Source organism: Sinobaca sp. TMA16-18, assembly GCF_059510535.1.
Genome location: NZ_JCAKFM010000009.1, coordinates 12,526 through 32,987, shown reverse-complemented (window position 1 = coordinate 32,987; position 20,462 = coordinate 12,526). Strand labels below are relative to the sequence as shown.

Here is a 20,462-nt window from a genome sequence, read left to right as displayed (position 1 = left end):
TTTATATCGGCAGGGGTTTTGACATGTTTAATGTTTTTTTAGATGTTTTTTTAGAAATTTTATGCCGATTAGGTATATCCTCCTAAAATCGATGGACGACCTATTCTTATTATGGTAATTTAGTCTTGTGACCGCGGAGCAGTGGGCTTTGCGGCCACAATACTTTAAAAGGGGATAAATAACATTTGAAAACAACATTACAGAACATTTTACCATCGTATCAGATCACAACGAACACCCAGGCGATTGAGCCGTGCTTCGAAGGGGAAGCAAAGGCTCTTGTCCGGGAAGAAGGAGGAGCCCGGTATTACGTTAAACAGACGCCAGCTGCAATTATCAGCTACGCCTGCCTGGAAAACGGCTCTTCCCTGCAGGGACGGGGAGACGCGGTGAAGCACCTTACCGGCTTTATTCGCCGCAAACCTATACCAATAGATGAAAAGCGCCGTATTTTTGCTTTTCCGATTCACTCCCAGCGCTCGCCCGATAACGTCTGGCTGTTCTACTCGCATGTGCGGCCTGTAAAAATAGAAGGCGTGATCGAATTCCGCGACCGTTCCACGATGCCAACGGAAGTCAGCGCCTATTCAATCCAGCAGCAGCTGCTCCGCACGAGCCACTGCATGTCCCATTTTACCGACATCGGCTGAAAAAAGTCGTACTTAGATGAAACGAAAAATCCCCCGGAGCCATGGCGTTGCCTCCGGGGGATTCGTTATGTGTTTTTAGTACCGTTTCGAGTCAGGAGACTGGGAGATGTTGATCCAGCCTTCTTCGATCGCCCGCTTAATCGTATGCGTGCGGTCGTTTGCTTTCATTTTCTTCGTTAAGTGACTCACGTGGTTGTTAACAGTCGCCACAGCGAGGTAGCATTCTTCCGCAATGCGGCGGTTGCTTTTGCCTTCAATGATTTTCTCCAGTATGCGGATTTCCGCATCGGATAGAACCGATCTGGCTTTCTCGCTTTCAAGCTGCATCTGCTGCTCCTTCGGCTGTTCCTGCTGGCGGTGAAGGCTGCGGTAACGCTCCATGAAGTACGGCTGGAAGTATGGGTCCATATACGTCTGAAAAGCTTCCGCCTTTTCAAACTGCTCGCACCATTCCTTCATCGAACGGTCTGCCGCCATCATGATGGATACGTCTTTACTCATTAGATACTCCAATAAGTGGGAGTCTTCAGAAGACACATTTACTCCAAGGCGGACCGGCAGCCCGATTTCGGCTATCTTTTCCATAAGCTGGAGCAGGTCTACGTTTTTGCACTCGGTACAGTAGACCGTGTCTTTCGCGATTCCTTCCTGCGGTAGGAGAGAAAGAGACTCCGGCGTTTCCGCTTCGACTGATTTTCCCATGTACGCCACTGCACGTCTAACCATGGCTTCTCCGGAGGTATCAATAAACAATACCGGCCGGCGGTGGACTGGACCTTTACGTCTAAGCATTTTTGGCATTATGTATTCCTCCTGAACTATCTCTGAAAGTGTGATTTTTTTCTTGCAGGTACATGATTACACTTCCACCAAGCTGCCCCTTGCTGCCCTGTTCCCTCTATATCTATATGTAGCCGTTTATGCAAGCGGTTGTTCTTTTCAATTCCTTATGTTTCGTAAAGATGACTATGCTTTCAAATTTTATCTTGAATGCCGATTTCTTACAACGACCGAAAGACCTTGTGTTCGCTTAAGTAGAACGCCAAAAGCATTATTTGTCGCGGTACTTTTGACACACATTATACCGTATCATACTTTTAAGCATCAAGAAGTTTTTGGTATTTTGTTAAAATTCCGAGACTTTTGCAGCAAAAAAAGGAGGTTTGGCTTATTTTTTGTTTTTCTGCATTAATTCAGAAATCTGGGAAAGCATTGATACATCAATATTAGAGGCCTGGTTGTTTTCTTTTTGAATCATTTCGTATACTTCTTTTCGGTGAATTTCGACATGTTTAGGGGCACTTATGCCTACCTTTACCTGTTCCCCTTCCACAGCGGTGATGGTAATTTCAATGTCGTCGCCGATTTTAATCGTCTGGTCTTTTTTTCTCGTAAGTATAAGCATTTACCGTCCTCCACTTTCGGCAGAAGCTGTCTGCGGGGTATTGGGAAACAGCTTATGCTTTGTGCGGTAAGCCGTATCCGGCAGAATGATCTGCCTGCCTTTCTGCTTTGCGGGGTTCAGTACAACAGGCGCCTGCAGGTTTGCGGTTGTCTCCTGGAACGGATCCTGCACGGTCAGCACGGTGAATACGGCCACATCTTCCCGGTTGTCTGCCTCAAGTTCCGCCGTCTGCGAATCGTTCAGCATAATCTCATAGTCCTTGAAAAATGGAAATGGATCGGTAATAACCAGTGCTGTCTGCGCTCTTGTAATTGATTGTAACACATATAAAAGTCCTGATTCGTCAAATGGAAGCAGCGCAAATTCTTTTTCCTCTTCAAAGCCCGGAAGGCCATGCTCAAAAATAAATTTATCCTCTGGTGAAATCGTTACTGTACCGCTGTATTTCGTATGTATCTCCATATATATCCTCCTTTACAAAATAAAAAAGAAAAACAGGCTGTGTTCCGCCCGCTTTTCTTTTTAACGCAGAAAATCCATAAGCGATGGCTGAATAATTCTCGCGCCGGTGGCAAGAGACGCCTGATGCACATTTTCAAGCAGCATCAGTTCAATAATCACTTTCTCCAGGTCCACGTCTTCGTTTTTGCTCATGACTTTTTCAGCAATCAACTCCTGGCTCCCCAGGCGGTTCTCCATCATTTCAATCCTGTTTGTGCGGGCGCCAAGCTCCGCGCGCTCGTTAACCGTGTTATTCATATGATTATCTATTTTAGATAAAAATTTCTCTATGTCGGCCGAGGCGGCATCCGGATTGCTTAACGTCCGCTCGAGCCGTTCCAGGTCGGCAAACAGCTCCTGGTTAAAGACGCTGGCCGGTGAAATGTTCACTGGAATCATTGTATCATGAAGCAGTTCAATGTTCACCTGGGCTTCGTTATTAGATAATGCCGATTCGTCATAAACGAAAGCGGCACGCGGATCTGTAGGCGTTCCGTTTACATTCAGCTCCAGCCCGTCTTCGGTCTGGGTGAAGGTCACCGTTTCGTCTGTATCATTTGTAAACTGCACTGTGTTTTCATCGACGCGGACAGCGTTGCTGTACACTGCTCCGTCTACATTCACGCGGATTGTTTCCAGCTCGTCTGCTTCCATTGCAAGCATTTCATCCGGCGCAATCCCAAGTCGGGCGGAATCAACCGGCGCGTTTTTCGTGTCCGTGCCGTTGAAAATATATTTTCCGTTAATCGACGAGTTCGCCATTGTAGCCATATGTTCTTTCAACTGTTTGACTTCTTTAGCAATGTTACCACGCTCACTGGCTTCATACGTATCGTTTGCCGCCTGCGTCGTCAATTCTTTTAACCGCTGCAGCACCTGCGTGGCTTCGCCTAAGGCAGTGTCTCCGGCATCCATCCACGTGTGGGCTTCCTGGACGTTGCGCTGGAACTGCTGCACTTCGGCGGTCTGGGCCCGGTAGCGCATGCCGTTTACGGCGACGACCGGATCCTGGGACGGACGCGAGATCTTTTTACCGGTGGAAAGCTGGTTCTGCATTTCGCTTAAGTTTTTATAGTTTTGGGTCACGTGGCGCAGCGACTGCTGGGCAAGCATCCCTTGTGTAACTCTCATACGCGTTCCTCTTTTCTTCGGTTATCTGCCGACAAGTCCCATGTTATTGATAATCCGGTCGAGCATTTCATCTACGGCGGTAATATTTCTGGCGGCTGCGTTGTAGGCGTGCTGAAACTGAATCATGCTGACCATTTCTTCATCGAGCGACACGCTGCTTACCTGCATGCGGCGATTGTCTGCGCTCGTGCGCAGGGAGTCGGACGTGCTCGCTTTCTGGCCGGCTTCGGAAATTTTAACCGCCATCTCCCCGACTACTCCCTGATAGAAGCTTTGAAGTGTTGTGTTCGGGCCTTCGCCGAATCCAAGCTTCACGTCCTTTAGTGCTGCCAGCGCACGGGCATTAGAGCCGTCTCCGCTGAAGGCTGCCATCGTTCCGTCCGCGTTTGCAACCGGCGATGCGGCAGCAATCAGGTCGAGGTTGCCTTTAATTTCTGCGCTGAGCCCGATGGAACGTGCTGCTCCCAGTTCGGCGCGGTCCTCTTGAATCGTGAAAAAGGGAATATCGCTGCCTTTTGTTTTGTTTTCAATATCCTGCAGGTTCCAGCCGGCCTGGTGTACTTCATTGAACGCGTTCATAAAGGTGAGCGCCATCACGTCCAGGTCGTTCATCATATCCGGGTACGTGCCTGCGGCTTCGTTTGTGGTTGGATCGACGTAACCGTATGTTTCCACGAGTGCTTTGAGCTTGCCGTCGCTGTTCAGCACGGCTACTGCTCCGGGATCGCCTGCGTTTTCCGGCTCGGTTCCGGCGTTCCCGTTCGCCCACGTGAAAGTAAGTCCGTCAATTGGATCATGCTGCTGCTCGGGATTCGTTGTGACAGCCATCTGTTTAAACGCTCCGGCCTGGCCGTCCACGAGTGTGAAAAGCCTGCCGCCTTCTCCGTCTGTAGCGTAAATGTTCATCTTGCCTTCCGCAGAAGCCATTGCGTTGGCGCCGCCTTCGTTGCGGACCACTTCTATCGAAAGCATACCGGAGAGCTGATCGACCAGATTATCGCGCACATCATACAAATCATTGGGAATCTGGCCGTGCGGCTCCACTTTTCCAATCTGGGTGTTTACTTCGTTAATACGTGATAGCAGCGAGTTTACGTTTTTTTCGGTAATATCGAGCTCTGTTCTTACATCCAGCTTATTCGCCTGAAGCGAATCTCCTATGTAGCGGAACGTTTCCGCAAGGGATTCCCCGCGCTGGCGCATAACTGAACGGGCCCCTGCATCTTCCGGCTGGACCGACATGTCCTGGGCTGCTTCCCAGAACTGGGTAACCGAGTTTGCCAGGCCGTGTTCGGAAGGTTCATTCATGATGTCTTCCATCCGTTCCATCGCGCTGGCATGCGTGCTCCAATATTCTGTTTTGCTCGTTTCCGTTCGATACTGGATGTCCAGGTACTGCTCGCGGATTCGTTCGACAAACGGCGTGTGGACCCCTGTTCCCATCTGCCCTGCAATCATCGGGGCATTCATGGCCGCTTTCGGGAAGGCCTGTGCCGCCTCCATTGTTACCCGCTGGCGGGTATATCCCGGAGTGTTTGCATTGGCTATGTTATGCCCTGTCGTCTGCAGTGCAGACTGCTGGGCCGTCATGGCCCGCTTGGCTGTTTCCAGCCCGTGAAACGTAGAATACATACATGACACCTCCTTTAAGTATGGCTTTTACGCCTTTGAATCAAAAAACGAATATGCCTGCGCCTGGTTTTTCTGTCCGGGCGGTGTATAGCGGGACTGATCCGTTGCCGGACGCATCCATTCGATATTTTTCTGAAGAAAGTAGAGAGAATCAGCAAGCAGTATACGGTTTAGTTCCTGCTGCTTCTGGAGCTTCTGGATGGTTTCCCCAAGCCGCTCCTGCAGCCGATGGAGCTCTGCTTGCACGGCTTCTGGAAGAACGGCCAGCAGGCTGCGGATCGTTACCTCGTCTGCCTCGTATTCCCCGGCAACGGCGGCCGCCTGCTCGGCGCGCCCCGCTTCCACGGTTTCAATGGCACGGACGCAGAGCGCTTCTTTTTTTACAAGCTCCTGCAGCTGTTTGGCTTCATTGTTTTTCAGAAGCTCTGTTTTTTCCAGGCTCAGCTCATGCAGTTTCTCATGCAGGCCCGCCAATTGTTCCATGTTTTCTACCAGTTCTTTCACCGACATGCTCATTTCTCCCCTTCTCTATTCCTCGTTACTGCTTTGTCCAAAAATCATAAAACTTTCTGGCAGTTTCTTCGGCATCTACTTTGTAATCGCCGCTTTCTACTTTATGCTTTAACGCGTCCACCTTTGACTGGCGGGCCGGGTCAATTTTATCGCTGTTCAGCATGTCCTTGGCTTCCTTTGAAATTTCCAGTTTGTCGGTCTTCTGCGGCGCGGCCTGTCCCGAGGCCTGCGCTTTTACCGTTTTTTGATATGGGTTGTTGATTGGTCCGCTTGGATTGATTTTCATGACTGCTGCCTCCTCTGATAAGTCCGATCGGTACTGCTCTCTTTCTTATATCGGCTGTTATTTCTATTATTACATGGCTACCGGACCGGTTTCGACCGATAGATGTTTGCATGGTCTTCTCGAAGCCTGTCCGAGCGCTCCTGTTCGTACGTTTCCTGATCCAGATCCGCTTTCAGTCGGATGTGGCAGGATGTGCAGATTTTCCCTTCACGAATGCCATCTCCGCAGGATGCACACGGATAAAACAGCTGTGGAAAAGATTTCAGCTCCAACCGGCCTTCTTTAATAAATTGAATAATTTCCTTTTCTTCCACCTTCACGGCGTCAGAAATATCGGCCATTGTTGCCTGACGGTTCTGTTTTTTACGAATAAACGTATAGACGGCTTGAAACCGGTCTTCGCGTTTTTTATGGCAGGACGGGCAGACATTCCGTACGGTTCGTACGTAGAGCTGCTCGCAGACGCTGCAGTTTTCAAGCTGGTTCATTGGGCTTTCTCCTCTTTTCTGGAAAGGGTACCCGTACTTCTTGCAAGCGTGAGCGAAGCAACCCGCTCAGCCCCTGCACTGCGCAGAACAGACGCTGCTTTTCTGACGGTGGTCCCTGTAGTATATATATCGTCTACCAATAGAATTTTTTCACCCTGAAATATATCTTTTTTCTGATCGGCAAGATAGAAAGGTTGATAGATTAGGCTTTCTCTTTGATTTTTAGTACTTTTGCTCTGTTTTTTCGGCTCATCTTTCTTTTCTAGTCCGTTTATCCTAACCGCTGGCAGCAGATCTGCCAGCAGCGCCGCTTGATTAAAGCCTCTTTCCTGCATTCTTTCCCTCCCCGCCGGCAGTGCCATCACCTTCCAGGAAGCGAATGCGCGCCTCCAGGTCTGCACCCATTCTTTTTGAAACACAGCCGTTAGCGCCGGGTCACCGCGGTATTTCCAGCGCGCCATCCACTGCTGCATCGCTTCATCGTAATGGTACAGCGACACATTATGGGCAAGAGCCTGTCCAATGTCTTTATTTCCCCATGCAATACAGTCGCCGCAGCACGTATCCCGGAAAAACGGAGCGCTGCGCTCGTCTTTTTCGCGGCCGCAGATGCGGCAGTCCCGGGAACGCACCGCGGTGAACAGCGCCCGGCAGTCCGCACAGACCGAATCGTCGTCACAGCTGATCAGGTCACGCCAGGAGAGCCGCTCCTGCCTTGGTTCCATACAGTATAAACAGCGCTGCTTACCTGTCATCCTCTGTCCTCCCCTGTTTGTTCATCGATTCGATGTGCCGGACCGCATCGAGCATTGCGGTTGTTTTGCCGTAATGAAAATAGATCACGTCACCGTCCGGCTGGTCCGCGCTCCGTCCGACACGGCCGGCAATCTGGACGAGCGCCTTTTCGTCAAATATATCTTCTTCCGCGCCAAGCACGGCTGCCTCCGCTCCTTTTATCGTAACGCCGCGCTCCAGAATCGTTGTCGTTACTAAAATCGGCGCCTGTTTCTCACGGAACTGCTGCACCTTTTCATGACGCATGGGGTCAGCTGCATGTACACCAATCGTCCCCTCCCACTTTTCGGCAAGCAGCCGGGAGACCGTTTCGGCCTGATCGACGGAGGACACAAATACAAACACCGGGATGGATGCCATTACCTTTTCTTCACACCAGGTGAGAAGGGCCGACGGCAGCCGGTCTTTTTTCAGTGCTTTCTTCCAATTGCCTATCCACTTGAGCGTCGGGACGGGAAGCGCAAATCCGTGGTAGCGGACCGGGATTTGGATAAAGGGCAGCTTCCCGGACCGCGCCTGTTTTTTTAAAAGGCGGGACGGGGTCGCGGTTAAGTAAATGCGGGCGGCATCCATTTTAGCTGCCTTATTAACGGCCTCTTTAAGGGAAAGGTCGTAGGAGAAGGGAAACGCATCTATTTCATCAATAATTACCACATCAAAGGCATCGCGGAACCGTCTCGTCTGATGGGTCGTCGCGACGTGAATATCCGCATACCCGAAGCGTTCTTCACTTCCGCCGTAAAGGCCTTTAACGATCAGTCCCGGAAAAGCAGTCCGGATCCGCGGAAGCAGCTCCATGACGACATCGGCGCGCGGAGTCGTCAACAGCACCCGTTTCCGATTCCGGCAGGCAGCCTCTATGCCGCGAAAGAGGATTTCTGTTTTCCCGGCTCCACACACCGCCCAGATAAGCAGCTCCGTCCGGTTGGCTGCAGCCCGGCATAATGCATCCGATGCCTTCTTCTGGTCCATGGAGAGCTCTCCCTGCCACTGCAGGGACGCGTCTCCTGCTGAACGGACCGCTCTGCCATTCCAGGAGAACAGCACCCGGCACGTGTCGATCCGTCCCATATCCAGGCAGGTACGGCAGTAGTGGCAGGACCGGCCGCAGCGCGCACAGAAAAATGCCGCAAACAACCCGGGATCTGTTTCCAGGCAGCGGTGGCAGAGATAGTGCTTATCCGGCTTCGATAAACCAGCGCGCATGACGATATGACCTGCCTGTAGAAAAGGAAGCAGCACCTCCAGCGGTTCATCGATTTCTTCAAGCAGAAGCTCCCGACCAGCAAGCTGGCCGCAGAGCGAATCATAAGATGGATGAGTAAAATCAGCGTCCGCTGTAATCGTGGACACCGCAGGAAGAATATCGATACTTCGTAAAGCGGTGGAATCATTTGTTACAGGAAGGTAACGTGTTTCTCCGGAGCCGGAGAGAAAAGGATGGATACGTATCGGGGGTCACTCCTTAAATGAGGGATTTAGATGAGGAAAACCGTTTCGTTCAATCTATTTATATATAGCGCCATTTTTTAAGAAAGGCTGCTTAAATATTGAAAAAGTAAACAGGCGGCGTTTCCTGCAGAACAGCCATTGGTGAAGATAAAGAGGTCGATCTTTTCCTCTTTAGCTGAGACATGACCTGCGGAAAGCGCCGCCTATACATATTTTTTGCCTTTTTCAAAGCCTGCCGTTTTGGATTATCTGCTGTACCAGCCGAGTGCTAACGCACCTTCGCCGAGGTGGGTGGCGATGACCGGCCCAAACTCACTAACTACAATGTCAGCATGGGGATGGGCCTTAGAAAGTTCTTCTTTCATTTGTGCGGCTTTTTCCGCGCGGTTGGAATGAATGACCGTCGCCTGGACGGAGGGGCTGTCTTTAATATCGTCGGCAAAAATATCGTAAATACGGGCGATCGCTTTTTTGGAAGTCCGTACTTTCTCAAATGGCACAATTTTCGTGTCTTCAAAATGGAGCACGGGTTTAATCTGCAGCAGGCTTCCTACAATAGCCTGTGCCCCGTTCAGGCGGCCGCCGCGGTGCAGGTGGTTTAAATTATCCACGACAAAATACGCCTTCGTGCGTTCTTTCATTCCGGTCAGCACATCGAGAATTTCATCCACGGTGTGCCCGGCTTCGCTCATTTCCGCAGCCCGGATCGCGTAGAACCCCTGCGGCATACAGCTGATTTCCGAATCAAAACAGTAGACCTCCACTTTATCGCTCACCTGCTCTGCAGCGGCACAGGCGGTCTGATACGTTCCGCTGATACCGCTCGACAAGTGAATGGAAATCACAGCCCCGTAGTCCTTGCTGAGCTCTTCATAAAGCGCGGTGAATTCGCCGATCGGCGGCTGCGATGTAGTGGGCAGATCTTCCGCCTGTTTCATTTTCTCCAGAAATTCGTTTTTGGAAATATCGATCTCTTCCCGGTAGGCTTTATCGCCAAAAACGACGCTTAACGGAATCACGGATATGTGATTGGCTTTTCTGACGTCTTCTGTCAGATAGGCCGTGCTGTCGGTAACTATTGCAATCTGCGGCATACTTGTTCCTCGCTTTTTTATAGAATGGATATTTCTCCGGCAGGATGAAAAAAGCCGAAGATGCATGACACCTCCGGCTTTCTTTTGTTTATAGCAGCTGCCTTATCTGACTTTGACCCAGCCTTTTTTAATGGCTTCAACTACAGCCTGGGTGCGGTCGTTCACATTCATTTTCTGAAGAATATTACTTACATGGTTTTTTACCGTTTTTTCACTGATGTAGAGCGCTTCCCCGATCATCCGGTTGCTGTAGCCGTCTGTCATCAGCTGAAGCACTTCGCACTCGCGTCTTGTTAAAATATGAAGCGGCTTGCGGTACTCCACCTCACGGTAGCCGATTTCCTCCGGCTCCATTTCGCCTTCTGTGCCAAGGGCGAGACGGCGGTATTCCTTGATCAGGTTCTGGGTAACCTTCGGATGAATATAAGCGCCTCCCGACCCGACTACTTTTACAGCTTCTATCAAGGCATCGGCGTCCATTTCTTTCAGCAGATAGCCGGATGCTCCTGATTTCAGGACGTGGGTTACGTATGTTTCGTCATCATGAATCGAAAGAATCAATACTTTCACTTTTGGAAAACGGTCGAGAAGCTGTCTGGTCGCTTCGACGCCGTTTACGTTCGGCATGTTAATGTCCATAAGTACAACGTCCGGCTCATTTTCTTCTACAAGGGCAATAGCCTGTTCGCCGTCGTCGCCTTCACCGACTACTTCAAAATGGTCTTCCATGTTTAAGATTCGCTTCACACCTTCGCGGAACAGCTGGTGGTCGTCTATTAATACTAATTTAATATGCTCTTGTATCATCACATTCATCCTTTCGAATACATACCTCGGCATAGTCTAGTAGACCTATGTGTCCAGCATGTTTCAGCCGAAACTTTTATTCATCTTCTAATTCCAGAGGTATCTTAATGATCACCGTAGTTCCTTTACCGGGCTCCGACTGCACACGTATTTCCCCATCAAGGGCCAGCACCCGTTCTTTCATGCCGACAATGCCAAATGAATTTTCTTTTGACCTGCCCGTTTCAAAGCCTTTACCGTTGTCTTTAATTAAAGCGGTCACAAAATCGTTCCGCACTTCAAGATTCACACGGATCATACTGGCTTCTGCATGCTTGGTCGTATTCTGGACTGCTTCCTGAATCAGGCGGAATAACGCAATTTCAAGATGCGGCGGGAGGCGCAGCGCTGTGCTGAGCTCCCGGAAATAAATCGTCATGCCGGTTCGTTCTTCCACCGTCTGCAGGTATTTCCGCAGCGCCGGAATCAAGCCAAGGTCGTCGAGTGCCATAGGACGTAGATCATAAATGATGCGCCGCACTTCTTCCAGGCTGTCCTGGATCAAATACCGCACATCCCTTATTTCCTCCAGTGCCGGTTCTATACCTTTGTCGTTGTATACCCGCTCCACAAGTTCGGAGCGAAGCATCACATTGGCGAGCATCTGGGCGGGCCCGTCATGAATTTCACGGGCGACTTTCTTCCGTTCTTCTTCCTGCGCTTCAATAATCTTTAAGCTGAAACGCTGCTGTTCCTGTGCATTTGCCACCAGTTCCCCAACATCTTTTAAATCTCCATCCAAAAAGTTATACACGACCGATACCTGATGAATGAGTGTCTCCGCCTTGCCAATCTGCTCCTGCAGGAGCACGAGCCGGCGTTCGATGTAATCGCGCCGCTCCCGCAGCTGTTTTTCTTCCTGGCGTATGACCGCAAGCTCCACTTGAAGGGCATTCGCTTTCTCATAGGCACTCTGTACATCTTTGTCGCTGTATTCCTTGAATGACCGGCTCATCTGCGCTAATCTATTTCTTGCAATACGGGCACGGACTTCCATTTTGTCTGAAGCTTCAATTGTCTCTGCTACTTTTTTCTTTATCTCTCTTAATTCATCATTCAATGCATCAAATTCGGACCGCGACTGCTCGCCGATATCAAAAAGCTGACGTTTGCTTAGGTCTACGGTACCGAGCATTTTCTTTACTACTTCATCTAAAGCAGGCTTCCATACCAAGGATACCCTCACCCTTTTTACATCCTTTACCTAATGTATAACAAGGGGGAAAGAATGATTTTTTAGCATGCCTTTTTTCTGACAGACTTATCAGCCTGAATAGAAAAAACGCTTTTACTATGATTAGTTTAGCACATTCTTAATTACCTATTACAGGTTTTAAAAAAATAATTTGTTCCTATTTGATAAACATTCTCGTAAAATGTCTTTATAAATCATAACATTTATTATTTTTACGTTGTTTTACAATATGATTATAGTGTGATGACATAACTAGAAGGAGTTACCATATGCTTACATCTTATTACACCGTTAAAAAACCGGGCAGCCATGAAATTGTTATCCAGAAGTCCCGCTTTATTACCTTTGTCCGCCGGGCCTATACAGAAGAGGAGGCGCAGTCTTTTATTGAAGAGATTAAAAAGGAGCATAAAAATGCCAATCACAACTGCTCGGCCTATCTGATAGGCGAACAGGACCACATCCAGAAAGCCAATGACGACGGGGAACCGAGCGGCACAGCTGGTGTTCCCATGCTGGATGTCCTGAAGAAAAAGGCACTGAAAAATACCGTTGTGGTCGTTACCAGGTATTTCGGCGGAATCAAGCTTGGCGCCGGCGGCTTAATCCGCGCTTACGGCACTTCCGTCACCGAAGGCATCGCCGCCGTCGGGATTGTCGAACGGATCCGTACCCGGATCATGACGGCCACCGCAGATTACACCCTGCTCGGAAAACTTGAAAATGATATCCGCCGTTCCGCCTACCAGCTTAAAGACATCCGCTATGAAGAAAACGTCTTGATCGATACGTATGTACCCATTGACGAAACGGAAACGTTTACTGTCTGGATAACCGAACTGTCGAACGGCCAGGCTGCTGTAACAGAAGGAGAAACCGCCTTTCTCGAAAAGGCATTATAAAAAAGGAAGAATACTTATCTTTTCATTTAAGTATTCTTCCTTTTTTTTGTAACAAATATTTTGTTACAACGTCTTACATAAAGGAGACTAAATATAAGTATCCTATATTTACTAACGGAGGTTCTTTCTGTAGAATGAAGAGCACTGGCTGTTTGCTTTGAAACAAGCCGTAAAGGAGCACAGGCCTTGAATAGACACCGATAAGCAAGCTCCATCTATTAAAACGCATTATTAACTATTAGAACTTTATATATGAGGGAGCAATTAATTACATGGCAGATATAAATGAAGAAACAAGGCTGCAGCGTCGAAACAAAAAAGGACGCCGGCGCCGGAGAATAATCAAAATCTTCGGGGTTCTGGGCGTACTTGGCATTCTCGCTGTAGCAGTAGCCGTTGGCTACTTCCTTTTTCAGCTCAGCAGCGTTACCGCCGACACACAGGAAGAATTGGACCGCGGGGAAAAATCAGAGCTCCGCACAGAAGCCGTTGACTTGGAAGAAGATAACTTTTCAGTTCTTTTGATGGGAGTAGATGATAGAGAAGGTAATTTAGAAGGACGAACCGATGCAATGGTGCTTGCTACGTTTAACAAAGAAGAGAACTCCGTTAAAACAGTTAGTATTCCTAGAGACTCGCTAGTTAATATTCCCGGGCACGGAGAAGATAAAATTACTCATGCTCACTCATATGGAAATACGGACCTCGCTCTTGAAACAGTAGAAAATTTATTTGATATTCCTGTTGATTACTATATTAAACTGGATTTTGAAGCATTTGTTGAAGTTATTGATGCTTTAGGTGGAATAGAAGTAGATTCTCCCTTAGCATTTACTGAATCCAACAAGGATGGAAAACCCGATGCTATAAAAATAGAAGAAGGAGAACAAACTCTTAACGGGGAAGAAGCTCTAGCTTTCGTGAGAATGCGTAAACAAGATCCTCGGGGTGATTTAGGTAGAGGAGAAAGGCAGCAAATAGTTATAAATTCTATTATTCAAAGAGCCGCTTCACTCTCTTCGTTAGGTAATTATAATGATGTATTTGATAGCGTAAGGTCAAACACTAGAATGAATCTAACATTTGGAAATTTAGTTTCTTTACAAGGTTATGCTCGCTCATTAAATGATATAGAAAGTATACAGTTAAGTGGGACAGATGCAAATTATAGCGGTGTATACTATTATCAGGTTGATTCTCAATCCCAACTAGATATTACAAATGATCTTAAAGAACATTTAGAATTACCTACAACTTCGACTACTCTAAGTAATAATGATTCAGCAAACAGTACAAAAAATAATCAATCTGAACAAACTCCTTATTTTGAAACCCAAACAAACGAATAAAAATTTCTTTAAAACAAAAATCGTTTCTACATTTTGTAGAAACGATTTTTTATTTAGATCCAGTTCTAGATAATTTATTGAAAAAATTCAATATGGGTCTGTAATTGGAACTCACTAATCCGCTCATTTCCGCAATTAGTTGAATTACGAAAAGTAATAATAAAACAATTGCCACAGAAACCCAAAGTGTCGAAAGAGTAAAAACAACAGCAGATAAACTAAAGCAAGCGCTTATTGCATAAATTATCAATACCGTTTGTTTATGAGAATAACCTAATCTTAATAAGCAATGATGTAAATGTGATTTATCCGGAGCTGAAAGACTTTGTTTGTTAAGCGTTCTCCTTATAATAGCAAAGAAAGTATCAGAAATAGGAACAGCAAGTATAATGATAGGAACTACTAAAGAAAATACAGTAATGTTCTTAAATCCCAGCAAAGAAATTACAGCAATCATAAATCCTAAAAATAAAGCTCCCGTATCACCCATAAATATCTTTGCCGGATTAAAATTATGAACTAAAAAACCCAATGTTCCACCTAATAAAGCGATAGCTAAAGCAACAATAAACATACTACCTTGTAGAATGGAAATAACTGAAATAGTCACTAACATAATAGACGAAACTCCAGCTGCAAGTCCATCCAATCCATCAATAAGATTTACTGCATTTGTAATTCCAACAATCCACAATAACGTTAGAGGAACACTCATCCACCCTAAATCAAATTGTCCATTAAATGGAAGATTGATAAAATCAATATATACGCCACCTGACATTACAATGGAAGCCGCTATAATTTGCCCTATCAATTTCCATTTTGCTGACAGCTCAGAAATGTCATCCCATATTCCTGTAACAACTATAATCAAAGCAGCTACTAAAATAAAAGGCAGTGCATCATTTTCTGGTTTTAAGATTAGTATTCCAACTAGAAAAGCTATAATTATCGCAACACCACCTAGCCTTGCCATGGGTTCTTTGTGCACTTTTCTAGCATTAGGGCTATCTGTGGCTCCTATTTTAACAGCAATTTTCTTTATTATAGGAGTGACAATAAGTGCCACAAAAAAAGTGGTGATCAAAGCAACTGCGGTTATCATTATTGCTCACCCCCCTTATAAATCTTGTTAACTATTTTAAAACTCACTATAGCATGATTAAAATTTTGAATATTAATTTTTACAGATGTCTTTAACTTACATTTCCACTATCATTAGACGTTTAATCCTAAAAAATGTTACAAAAAATTCTAATCATTAATTAAAATTATCTTATTACGATAATAGCACTCTAACATAATGATTATACCATTTAGAATTTAGCAATTTGATTTTTAATAGTCAATGTTTTTCAGTTTTTAATTTAAATACAAAAAATGTTTTTAAATTTTCGATACTATTATAAATAGGATTAAATATGAAAATTGAAATAATCACACACAATATGATAGTTAAACCATAATATAAAGGACTAGTATAGTAAACCTCCCATTGAATCCAACTAATTAGTTTAATAATTATTAATTCTACAAAAATATGTAATGTATATATACCTAAAGAATATTTAGATAACTTAGCAAATATACTACCTTTTCCAAATTCAGGATTTTGAAGGCAAAATGCTCCTAAGGTGAAAGCAAACACTGGAAGTAATAAGCCTCCTATTCCTAAACTATAGTAATAGTTTATAGTATATATAAAACCAAAACCTAAGAAATAAATGATTGGATATTTAAAAATAACTTGATTTCTTATGGAGCTTAAAAAATATCCCATTGCTACAAAAAGTAATCCAAATGAAAAACTTTTGTATTCAAAAAAATTTAGTAGTGAAAAAACTTCTGCGTTTTCTAATAAATAAAAAAATAATGCTATCATAAAAATTGCAGAAGCAGGAAGTTTTATTTTTGTAAATAAATAAATAGTTAATGATGAATAGATTAACATAACCAAAAAGTAAAGTTGAAATGATCCAATAGATCCATTTAATATGTTTATACTAGACCAATTATTTAATTCACTAGCTATTGCACTTTTCATTGAATTGTTAACTACAGCAGCATCTAGTACTTCAAATAATATTCTAGTTACCATATAAAAAATAGAAAAAATTACATAGTATTTAAATAATTTGAATGAATAATTGATAAAATAATTTGAGCCTTTTTCTAAATATTTTCTTTGTAATATAAATCCAGAAGCAATTAAAAAGAATGGAGTTCCAATGTCTAAAATATATCTGTAGAAATAATAGTTTTGCCATGAAGCTACATCATAGCTCTGCAGTCTAGAAGTAATATGAACAGCTACTACAGCTATTGCACATATGAACCTGAAAGTATCAATTGAGTAGTAGTGAACATTTTCATTCTTCATGATCTAACTCGCCCTTTTTTTTGGAATACCGACCAATCTTAGAAACGCAATTTAAATGTAATTAGTTTATCTATTTTTTATTCCATTCCAAGCGTAACAAGCAAATATATAAATCGCTTTGGGTAATGGGAGTTGTTCAATCTTTCTATATACACGCCAATTTTGTTTTGCTGCTTTTAATTTATTGCTGGAAATAGAACCTTCTACACGTCTGTATATAGATAGTTCTTTATCAATTCCATAAGCCTTTTTTTCTTTCTTTAATATATCTAACCAAAGTACATAATCTTGCCTAGTTCTTATATTTTGCATTTTAATTTTACCTAATTTTTCTATATCAAGCATTACAGTTAAACATCCAATCATACAATGTTTAAGGATATCTTGATAGGTTACTGAAGAAGGAGCTTGTACAACTTTACCTGTTTTCACTCCTTGTTCATTTACTACATAATAAGAAGTAAAACTAAATGCTACATCGTATTTCATCATAAATGCTACTTGTTCCGTTAATTTTGAAGAAACCCATCTATCATCACTATCTAAAAAGGCAAGGTATTTACCATTAGAGGCGTCTATTCCTTTATTTCTAGCAACAGCAGCACCACTATTTTCAGATAAAGCTATTATATTAATTCTGCTATCTTTTTTTTCATATTCTTTAGCTATCTTCAAACTGTTGTCACTAGAACAATCATCCACTAAAAACAATTCCCATTCTGAATAGTTTTGATTTAACACACAATCAAGTGTTTCTCTTAGAAACTTTCCTGAGTTATAAACCGGAGTTACTATTGATACTAATGGAGTAGAATTTGATTCTAACAATTAAAAATCCCTTTCCATGTTAAATTTTATTCACTAATTATAATGTCATTTATTAAAAAATCTTGCCCATCTTGAGTTAGATATAAAGTAAACTGTTTGCCTTCGTCTTCCCACACCATAGAAATACTGCCTTCCTCAATTACTTCGAAGTTTGTTTCCTCTATTTGCGGCTTTGAAGGAATATAAGCTTCTAATAACGTACTCATTTCTGCTTCATTTTCATTATTAAAATAATAATCAGTCAGTTCTTCAAGTATTGGATCTTCGAAAAATGAAGATAAATATTCACTTGTATCTTCTCTAGTGGCAAACAGTGAATTATCGGATTCATTATTTCTTTCCTCTACTTTATTTATTTTAAATTTTGATATTTCCACTGAAGAAATACTATTTCTCTTTTCTCCTTCACTAACTTGTGAAGCTTCTATTTCTTGTCTTTCCTGCTCTCTTTCTGAATACGTACTCCCTTCTTCTATGAAAAAAAAACCGGAAATAAAAAACATAAAAAAAACAAAGCCTATCGCTAATTTCCAATATTTTTTTATCAATCTACCTACTCCTATCCAAACTAAATATTTAGAGTTTATAATATTCTATTGTTTTGCTGATTCCTTGTTCTAAGGAAATCATTGGTTTCCAATTAAGTAATTCGGACGCTTTACTATTTGTTAAAAAACTATGTTTAATATCTCCTTTTCTATCTTCACCGTAATGAATTTCAATGTCGTTTCTGCTTATTCTTTCAAACAAAGCAATAGTTTCTTGAAGAGATGTAGCTGTTTCTGTACCAATATTAATAGTATTATTTATTGAATTCGTTGTCGCTTTTATATTTGCATTAACTATATCATCAATATGAATAAAGTCTCTAGTTTGTTTTCCATCACCAAAAACTGTAAATGGTTGATTGTTTGTTACCGTGTTTACCAAAATAGAAATAACTCCTCCTTCTCCTTTTGGATCCTGATATTTACCATAAACGTTTGCATATCTCATAATTGTAAACGGAACATCATATAGAGTGTTATATACTCGAATATATGCCTCTGGAGTGAATTTTGAAATACCATAAAAGGAGATGGGAGAAGTAGGATGATTTTCGTCCACTCCTAAATACTCCGGCATTCCATAAATTGCCGCAGAAGAAGGGTAGATAATACTAGCTCTCACTTGTTTACAGGCTTCTAATACATTGATGGTACCTAGAATATTTTCTTCGGCATCTAACTTTGGGTTCTTAATAGACTGTTGAACATCAATTTGGGCAGCATGATGATTTATAACATCTGGTTTTTCTTTGTTTACTACTTCAATAAATTCAGAACTTAATACATCAATATTATAAAAAGTATAGTTAGCGTTTTGGTTAAAGTTTTGATGTTCTATCGATTCTTTTATATCAACCACTATCACTTCAAAATCTTTATTTAAATATTCTTCTACTAAATTTTTCCCTATAAATCCAGATCCTCCAGTAACTAATACTTTCATCTTGTAACTTCCTCTCTTTTCAAAGCTGTAGTACCATTAGAGTTATTTTTAATTTTTCTATCTGCTAGTTCTACTAATATAAATACTATTATTACAATTGCCCAAAATCTTGGAGCAACAAAGTCTGATCTATAGAGCGAGGTAATTATCAAGTGTATCCAAAGTACCAATCCAAAGAAATAATAAGAATGCTTTTCTCTTTTCTGAAATAGCCGCATACCAACATAAACGAACATAACTACTAAGAAAAGAAAACCTAGTATTCCATGCTCAAACAATAGATCAATAAAAATATTGTTCGAGGTTACACTTAGGGAGCCTTGATGATGCAAAAATTTAGTATACGATAAAAATTCGTAACTACCTGGCCCAAATCCAAATAAAACATTTACAAACGAATAGTCAAAAAGCCAAATTATCGGCATCACTAACATATATAGTCTACTATGTTGTTCAATGTCAAAAATTGTATCAAATCTTCCTAATATTGGTCCAAAAAAGCTTAAAATTAAATTTATATTCAATAATGATACAATCAAAACAGGTATAGCTAAAATAATAAGAAAAAAAATTATTTTTTTTCTATTAAAATATTTAGTAGTTAAAAGTAAAAATAATACAGCACTTAGTACAATTAATAAATTGGCATAACCACTAACCGAAAATGAAAAGATCAATAAGAAAAGTGCAGGAATGAGAATCCTCCAAAAATATTTAAAATAAGTGCTGATAAATGCTAAGCCAATAATCATTGCATCTATAAGGAACGGTACTAAATAGCTTGGTTCATCTAATATGGAAGTGAGTCTGAAATCAATCAAAACATCACTCTCCACACTATGTACAAATGCTCTAGTTGCTAATTCAGGCATTGGATATCCTATTAGAAAATGTAGAAACTGCCACAACCCAATAAACATAATAATTCCAACACTAATCACATATGCTTTACTGATTTTCACCAGCGTTTCATCTGATATTTTCTTTATCATTTTAAGCACTGAAAAAATTAAAATTAGAAATAAAAGCATATTTATAATTCTATTAGGCATGGACTCTGTAAGATACCTTAGGTATTCATTAGATAGAATAACTTGAGCATTATAAAAAGCGGCTAGTATAGAAAAAATAGCTGGTATATAAAAAGCTGAAATAAACCAAGAGTTTTCTTTCGTTAATTTATAAAATGGAGAGTTTAATAAATATTTTTGATTTAAATACAATAATAAGATTCCTCCTCCTGTCACAAAAGTTAGCGCAACGGAAGTAGGAAATGGCATAATAGATTGTACGAGACTTGATACAGAAAAAGGAGCTGCTATCATATAGAAGCTTAAAAGGACTAAAAATAGCATCTCATGGTGTTGATTAATGACTTTTGAAAGTTTTCTCACAATATTACCTCTTTTTTTATTAAACTTATTATTTTAATAGAGTTAATGCAAAATCACAAAAATTAGTGTACTATATTTACAGTGAATCCACAAAAAAACATTTGGTTTTATATTTGTTAAGCATCTTATA

22 protein-coding genes are annotated in these 20,462 nt (G+C 42.5%); 3 read left to right on the top strand and 19 right to left on the bottom strand.

Translation table 11 applies throughout. The features are described from left to right. Positions 1–185 precede the first annotated feature (185 nt). Entirely contained in the window at positions 186–650 is a 465-nt protein-coding gene (locus AC5W14_RS14445; protein WP_496194872.1) for a competence protein ComK, read from the top strand. A gap of 75 nt (positions 651–725) precedes the next feature. On the opposite strand, the gene AC5W14_RS14440 is transcribed toward AC5W14_RS14445, so the two are convergent. The 13 genes from AC5W14_RS14440 to AC5W14_RS14380 all read right to left on the bottom strand — a co-directional run bounded on the left by AC5W14_RS14440 (position 726) and on the right by AC5W14_RS14380 (position 11,979). Then, the gene (locus AC5W14_RS14440; RefSeq protein ID WP_496194871.1) at positions 726–1,451 is read right to left on the bottom strand and encodes a response regulator transcription factor; all 726 of its coding nucleotides are present in this window, start codon (positions 1,449–1,451) and stop codon (positions 726–728) included. A gap of 367 nt (positions 1,452–1,818) precedes the next feature. Further along, positions 1,819–2,055 (bottom strand): carbon storage regulator CsrA, encoded by a 237-nt coding sequence (gene csrA / locus AC5W14_RS14435; RefSeq protein ID WP_496057496.1) that lies wholly within the window; start codon positions 2,053–2,055, stop codon positions 1,819–1,821. Then, positions 2,056–2,517: a flagellar assembly protein FliW gene (gene fliW, locus AC5W14_RS14430; RefSeq protein ID WP_496194870.1), complete on the bottom strand. Its 462-nt coding sequence runs from the start codon at positions 2,515–2,517 to the stop codon at positions 2,056–2,058. A gap of 60 nt (positions 2,518–2,577) precedes the next feature. Beyond that, positions 2,578–3,687 carry a flagellar hook-associated protein FlgL gene (flgL, locus tag AC5W14_RS14425; RefSeq protein WP_496194869.1) on the bottom strand — a complete coding sequence of 370 codons (1,110 nt, stop codon included), beginning with the start codon at positions 3,685–3,687 and terminating at the stop codon, positions 2,578–2,580. Positions 3,688–3,708: 21 nt separating this feature from the next. Continuing rightward, positions 3,709–5,319: a flagellar hook-associated protein FlgK gene (gene flgK, locus AC5W14_RS14420; protein ID WP_496194868.1), complete on the bottom strand. Its 1,611-nt coding sequence runs from the start codon at positions 5,317–5,319 to the stop codon at positions 3,709–3,711. 27 nt (positions 5,320–5,346) lie between these two features. Further along, positions 5,347–5,829, bottom strand: a complete 483-nt coding sequence (locus tag AC5W14_RS14415; protein ID WP_496057500.1) for a flagellar protein FlgN — start codon at positions 5,827–5,829, stop codon at positions 5,347–5,349. A 28-nt stretch (positions 5,830–5,857) separates the two neighbouring features. Further along, the gene (gene flgM / locus AC5W14_RS14410; protein WP_496057501.1) at positions 5,858–6,118 is read right to left on the bottom strand and encodes a flagellar biosynthesis anti-sigma factor FlgM; all 261 of its coding nucleotides are present in this window, start codon (positions 6,116–6,118) and stop codon (positions 5,858–5,860) included. 77 nt (positions 6,119–6,195) lie between these two features. Next, a complete protein-coding gene (locus AC5W14_RS14405) occupies positions 6,196–6,606 on the bottom strand; it encodes a TIGR03826 family flagellar region protein (RefSeq protein WP_496057502.1) in 411 nt (136 codons plus the stop codon). Beyond that, complete coding sequence (locus AC5W14_RS14400) at positions 6,603–7,361, bottom strand: ComF family protein (protein WP_496194867.1); 759 nt, start codon at positions 7,359–7,361, stop codon at positions 6,603–6,605. The genes AC5W14_RS14405 and AC5W14_RS14400 overlap by 4 nt, the downstream gene beginning before the upstream one ends. Further along, entirely contained in the window at positions 7,351–8,754 is a 1,404-nt protein-coding gene (locus AC5W14_RS14395) for an ATP-dependent helicase ComFA (protein WP_496194866.1), read from the bottom strand. The genes AC5W14_RS14400 and AC5W14_RS14395 overlap by 11 nt, the downstream gene beginning before the upstream one ends. 344 nt (positions 8,755–9,098) lie before the next feature. After that, positions 9,099–9,947 carry a DegV family protein gene (locus AC5W14_RS14390; RefSeq protein ID WP_496194865.1) on the bottom strand — a complete coding sequence of 283 codons (849 nt, stop codon included), beginning with the start codon at positions 9,945–9,947 and terminating at the stop codon, positions 9,099–9,101. Between the two features lie 102 nt (positions 9,948–10,049). Then, the gene (locus AC5W14_RS14385) at positions 10,050–10,754 is read right to left on the bottom strand and encodes a response regulator (RefSeq protein WP_496057506.1); all 705 of its coding nucleotides are present in this window, start codon (positions 10,752–10,754) and stop codon (positions 10,050–10,052) included. A 76-nt stretch (positions 10,755–10,830) separates the two neighbouring features. Further along, the gene (locus tag AC5W14_RS14380) at positions 10,831–11,979 is read right to left on the bottom strand and encodes a sensor histidine kinase (protein ID WP_496057507.1); all 1,149 of its coding nucleotides are present in this window, start codon (positions 11,977–11,979) and stop codon (positions 10,831–10,833) included. Positions 11,980–12,257: 278 nt separating this feature from the next. Between AC5W14_RS14380 and AC5W14_RS14375 the strand changes: the two genes are divergently transcribed. Together AC5W14_RS14375 and AC5W14_RS14370 are read left to right on the top strand one after the other, a co-directional pair. Continuing rightward, positions 12,258–12,890, top strand: a complete 633-nt coding sequence (locus AC5W14_RS14375) for a YigZ family protein (RefSeq protein WP_496194864.1) — start codon at positions 12,258–12,260, stop codon at positions 12,888–12,890. 272 nt (positions 12,891–13,162) lie between these two features. Beyond that, entirely contained in the window at positions 13,163–14,239 is a 1,077-nt protein-coding gene (locus AC5W14_RS14370; protein WP_496194863.1) for an LCP family glycopolymer transferase, read from the top strand. A gap of 49 nt (positions 14,240–14,288) precedes the next feature. Here AC5W14_RS14370 and AC5W14_RS14365 read toward each other — a convergent pair whose 3' ends face one another. From AC5W14_RS14365 to AC5W14_RS14340, 6 genes are all read right to left on the bottom strand, one after another. Then, positions 14,289–15,344 carry a glycosyltransferase family 4 protein gene (locus AC5W14_RS14365; RefSeq protein WP_496194862.1) on the bottom strand — a complete coding sequence of 352 codons (1,056 nt, stop codon included), beginning with the start codon at positions 15,342–15,344 and terminating at the stop codon, positions 14,289–14,291. A 240-nt stretch (positions 15,345–15,584) separates the two neighbouring features. Continuing rightward, a complete protein-coding gene (locus AC5W14_RS14360) occupies positions 15,585–16,619 on the bottom strand; it encodes an acyltransferase family protein (RefSeq protein ID WP_496194861.1) in 1,035 nt (344 codons plus the stop codon). Between the two features lie 66 nt (positions 16,620–16,685). Continuing rightward, positions 16,686–17,447: a glycosyltransferase family 2 protein gene (locus AC5W14_RS14355; RefSeq protein WP_496194860.1), complete on the bottom strand. Its 762-nt coding sequence runs from the start codon at positions 17,445–17,447 to the stop codon at positions 16,686–16,688. Positions 17,448–17,473: 26 nt separating this feature from the next. Beyond that, positions 17,474–17,995, bottom strand: a complete 522-nt coding sequence (locus tag AC5W14_RS14350) for a hypothetical protein (RefSeq protein ID WP_496194859.1) — start codon at positions 17,993–17,995, stop codon at positions 17,474–17,476. Between the two features lie 28 nt (positions 17,996–18,023). Then, positions 18,024–18,938, bottom strand: a complete 915-nt coding sequence (locus tag AC5W14_RS14345; protein WP_496194858.1) for an NAD-dependent epimerase/dehydratase family protein — start codon at positions 18,936–18,938, stop codon at positions 18,024–18,026. Beyond that, the gene (locus tag AC5W14_RS14340) at positions 18,935–20,332 is read right to left on the bottom strand and encodes an O-antigen ligase family protein (protein WP_496194857.1); all 1,398 of its coding nucleotides are present in this window, start codon (positions 20,330–20,332) and stop codon (positions 18,935–18,937) included. Before AC5W14_RS14340 ends, AC5W14_RS14345 begins: the two co-directional genes overlap by 4 nt. Between the last annotated feature and the right edge of the window lie 130 nt (positions 20,333–20,462).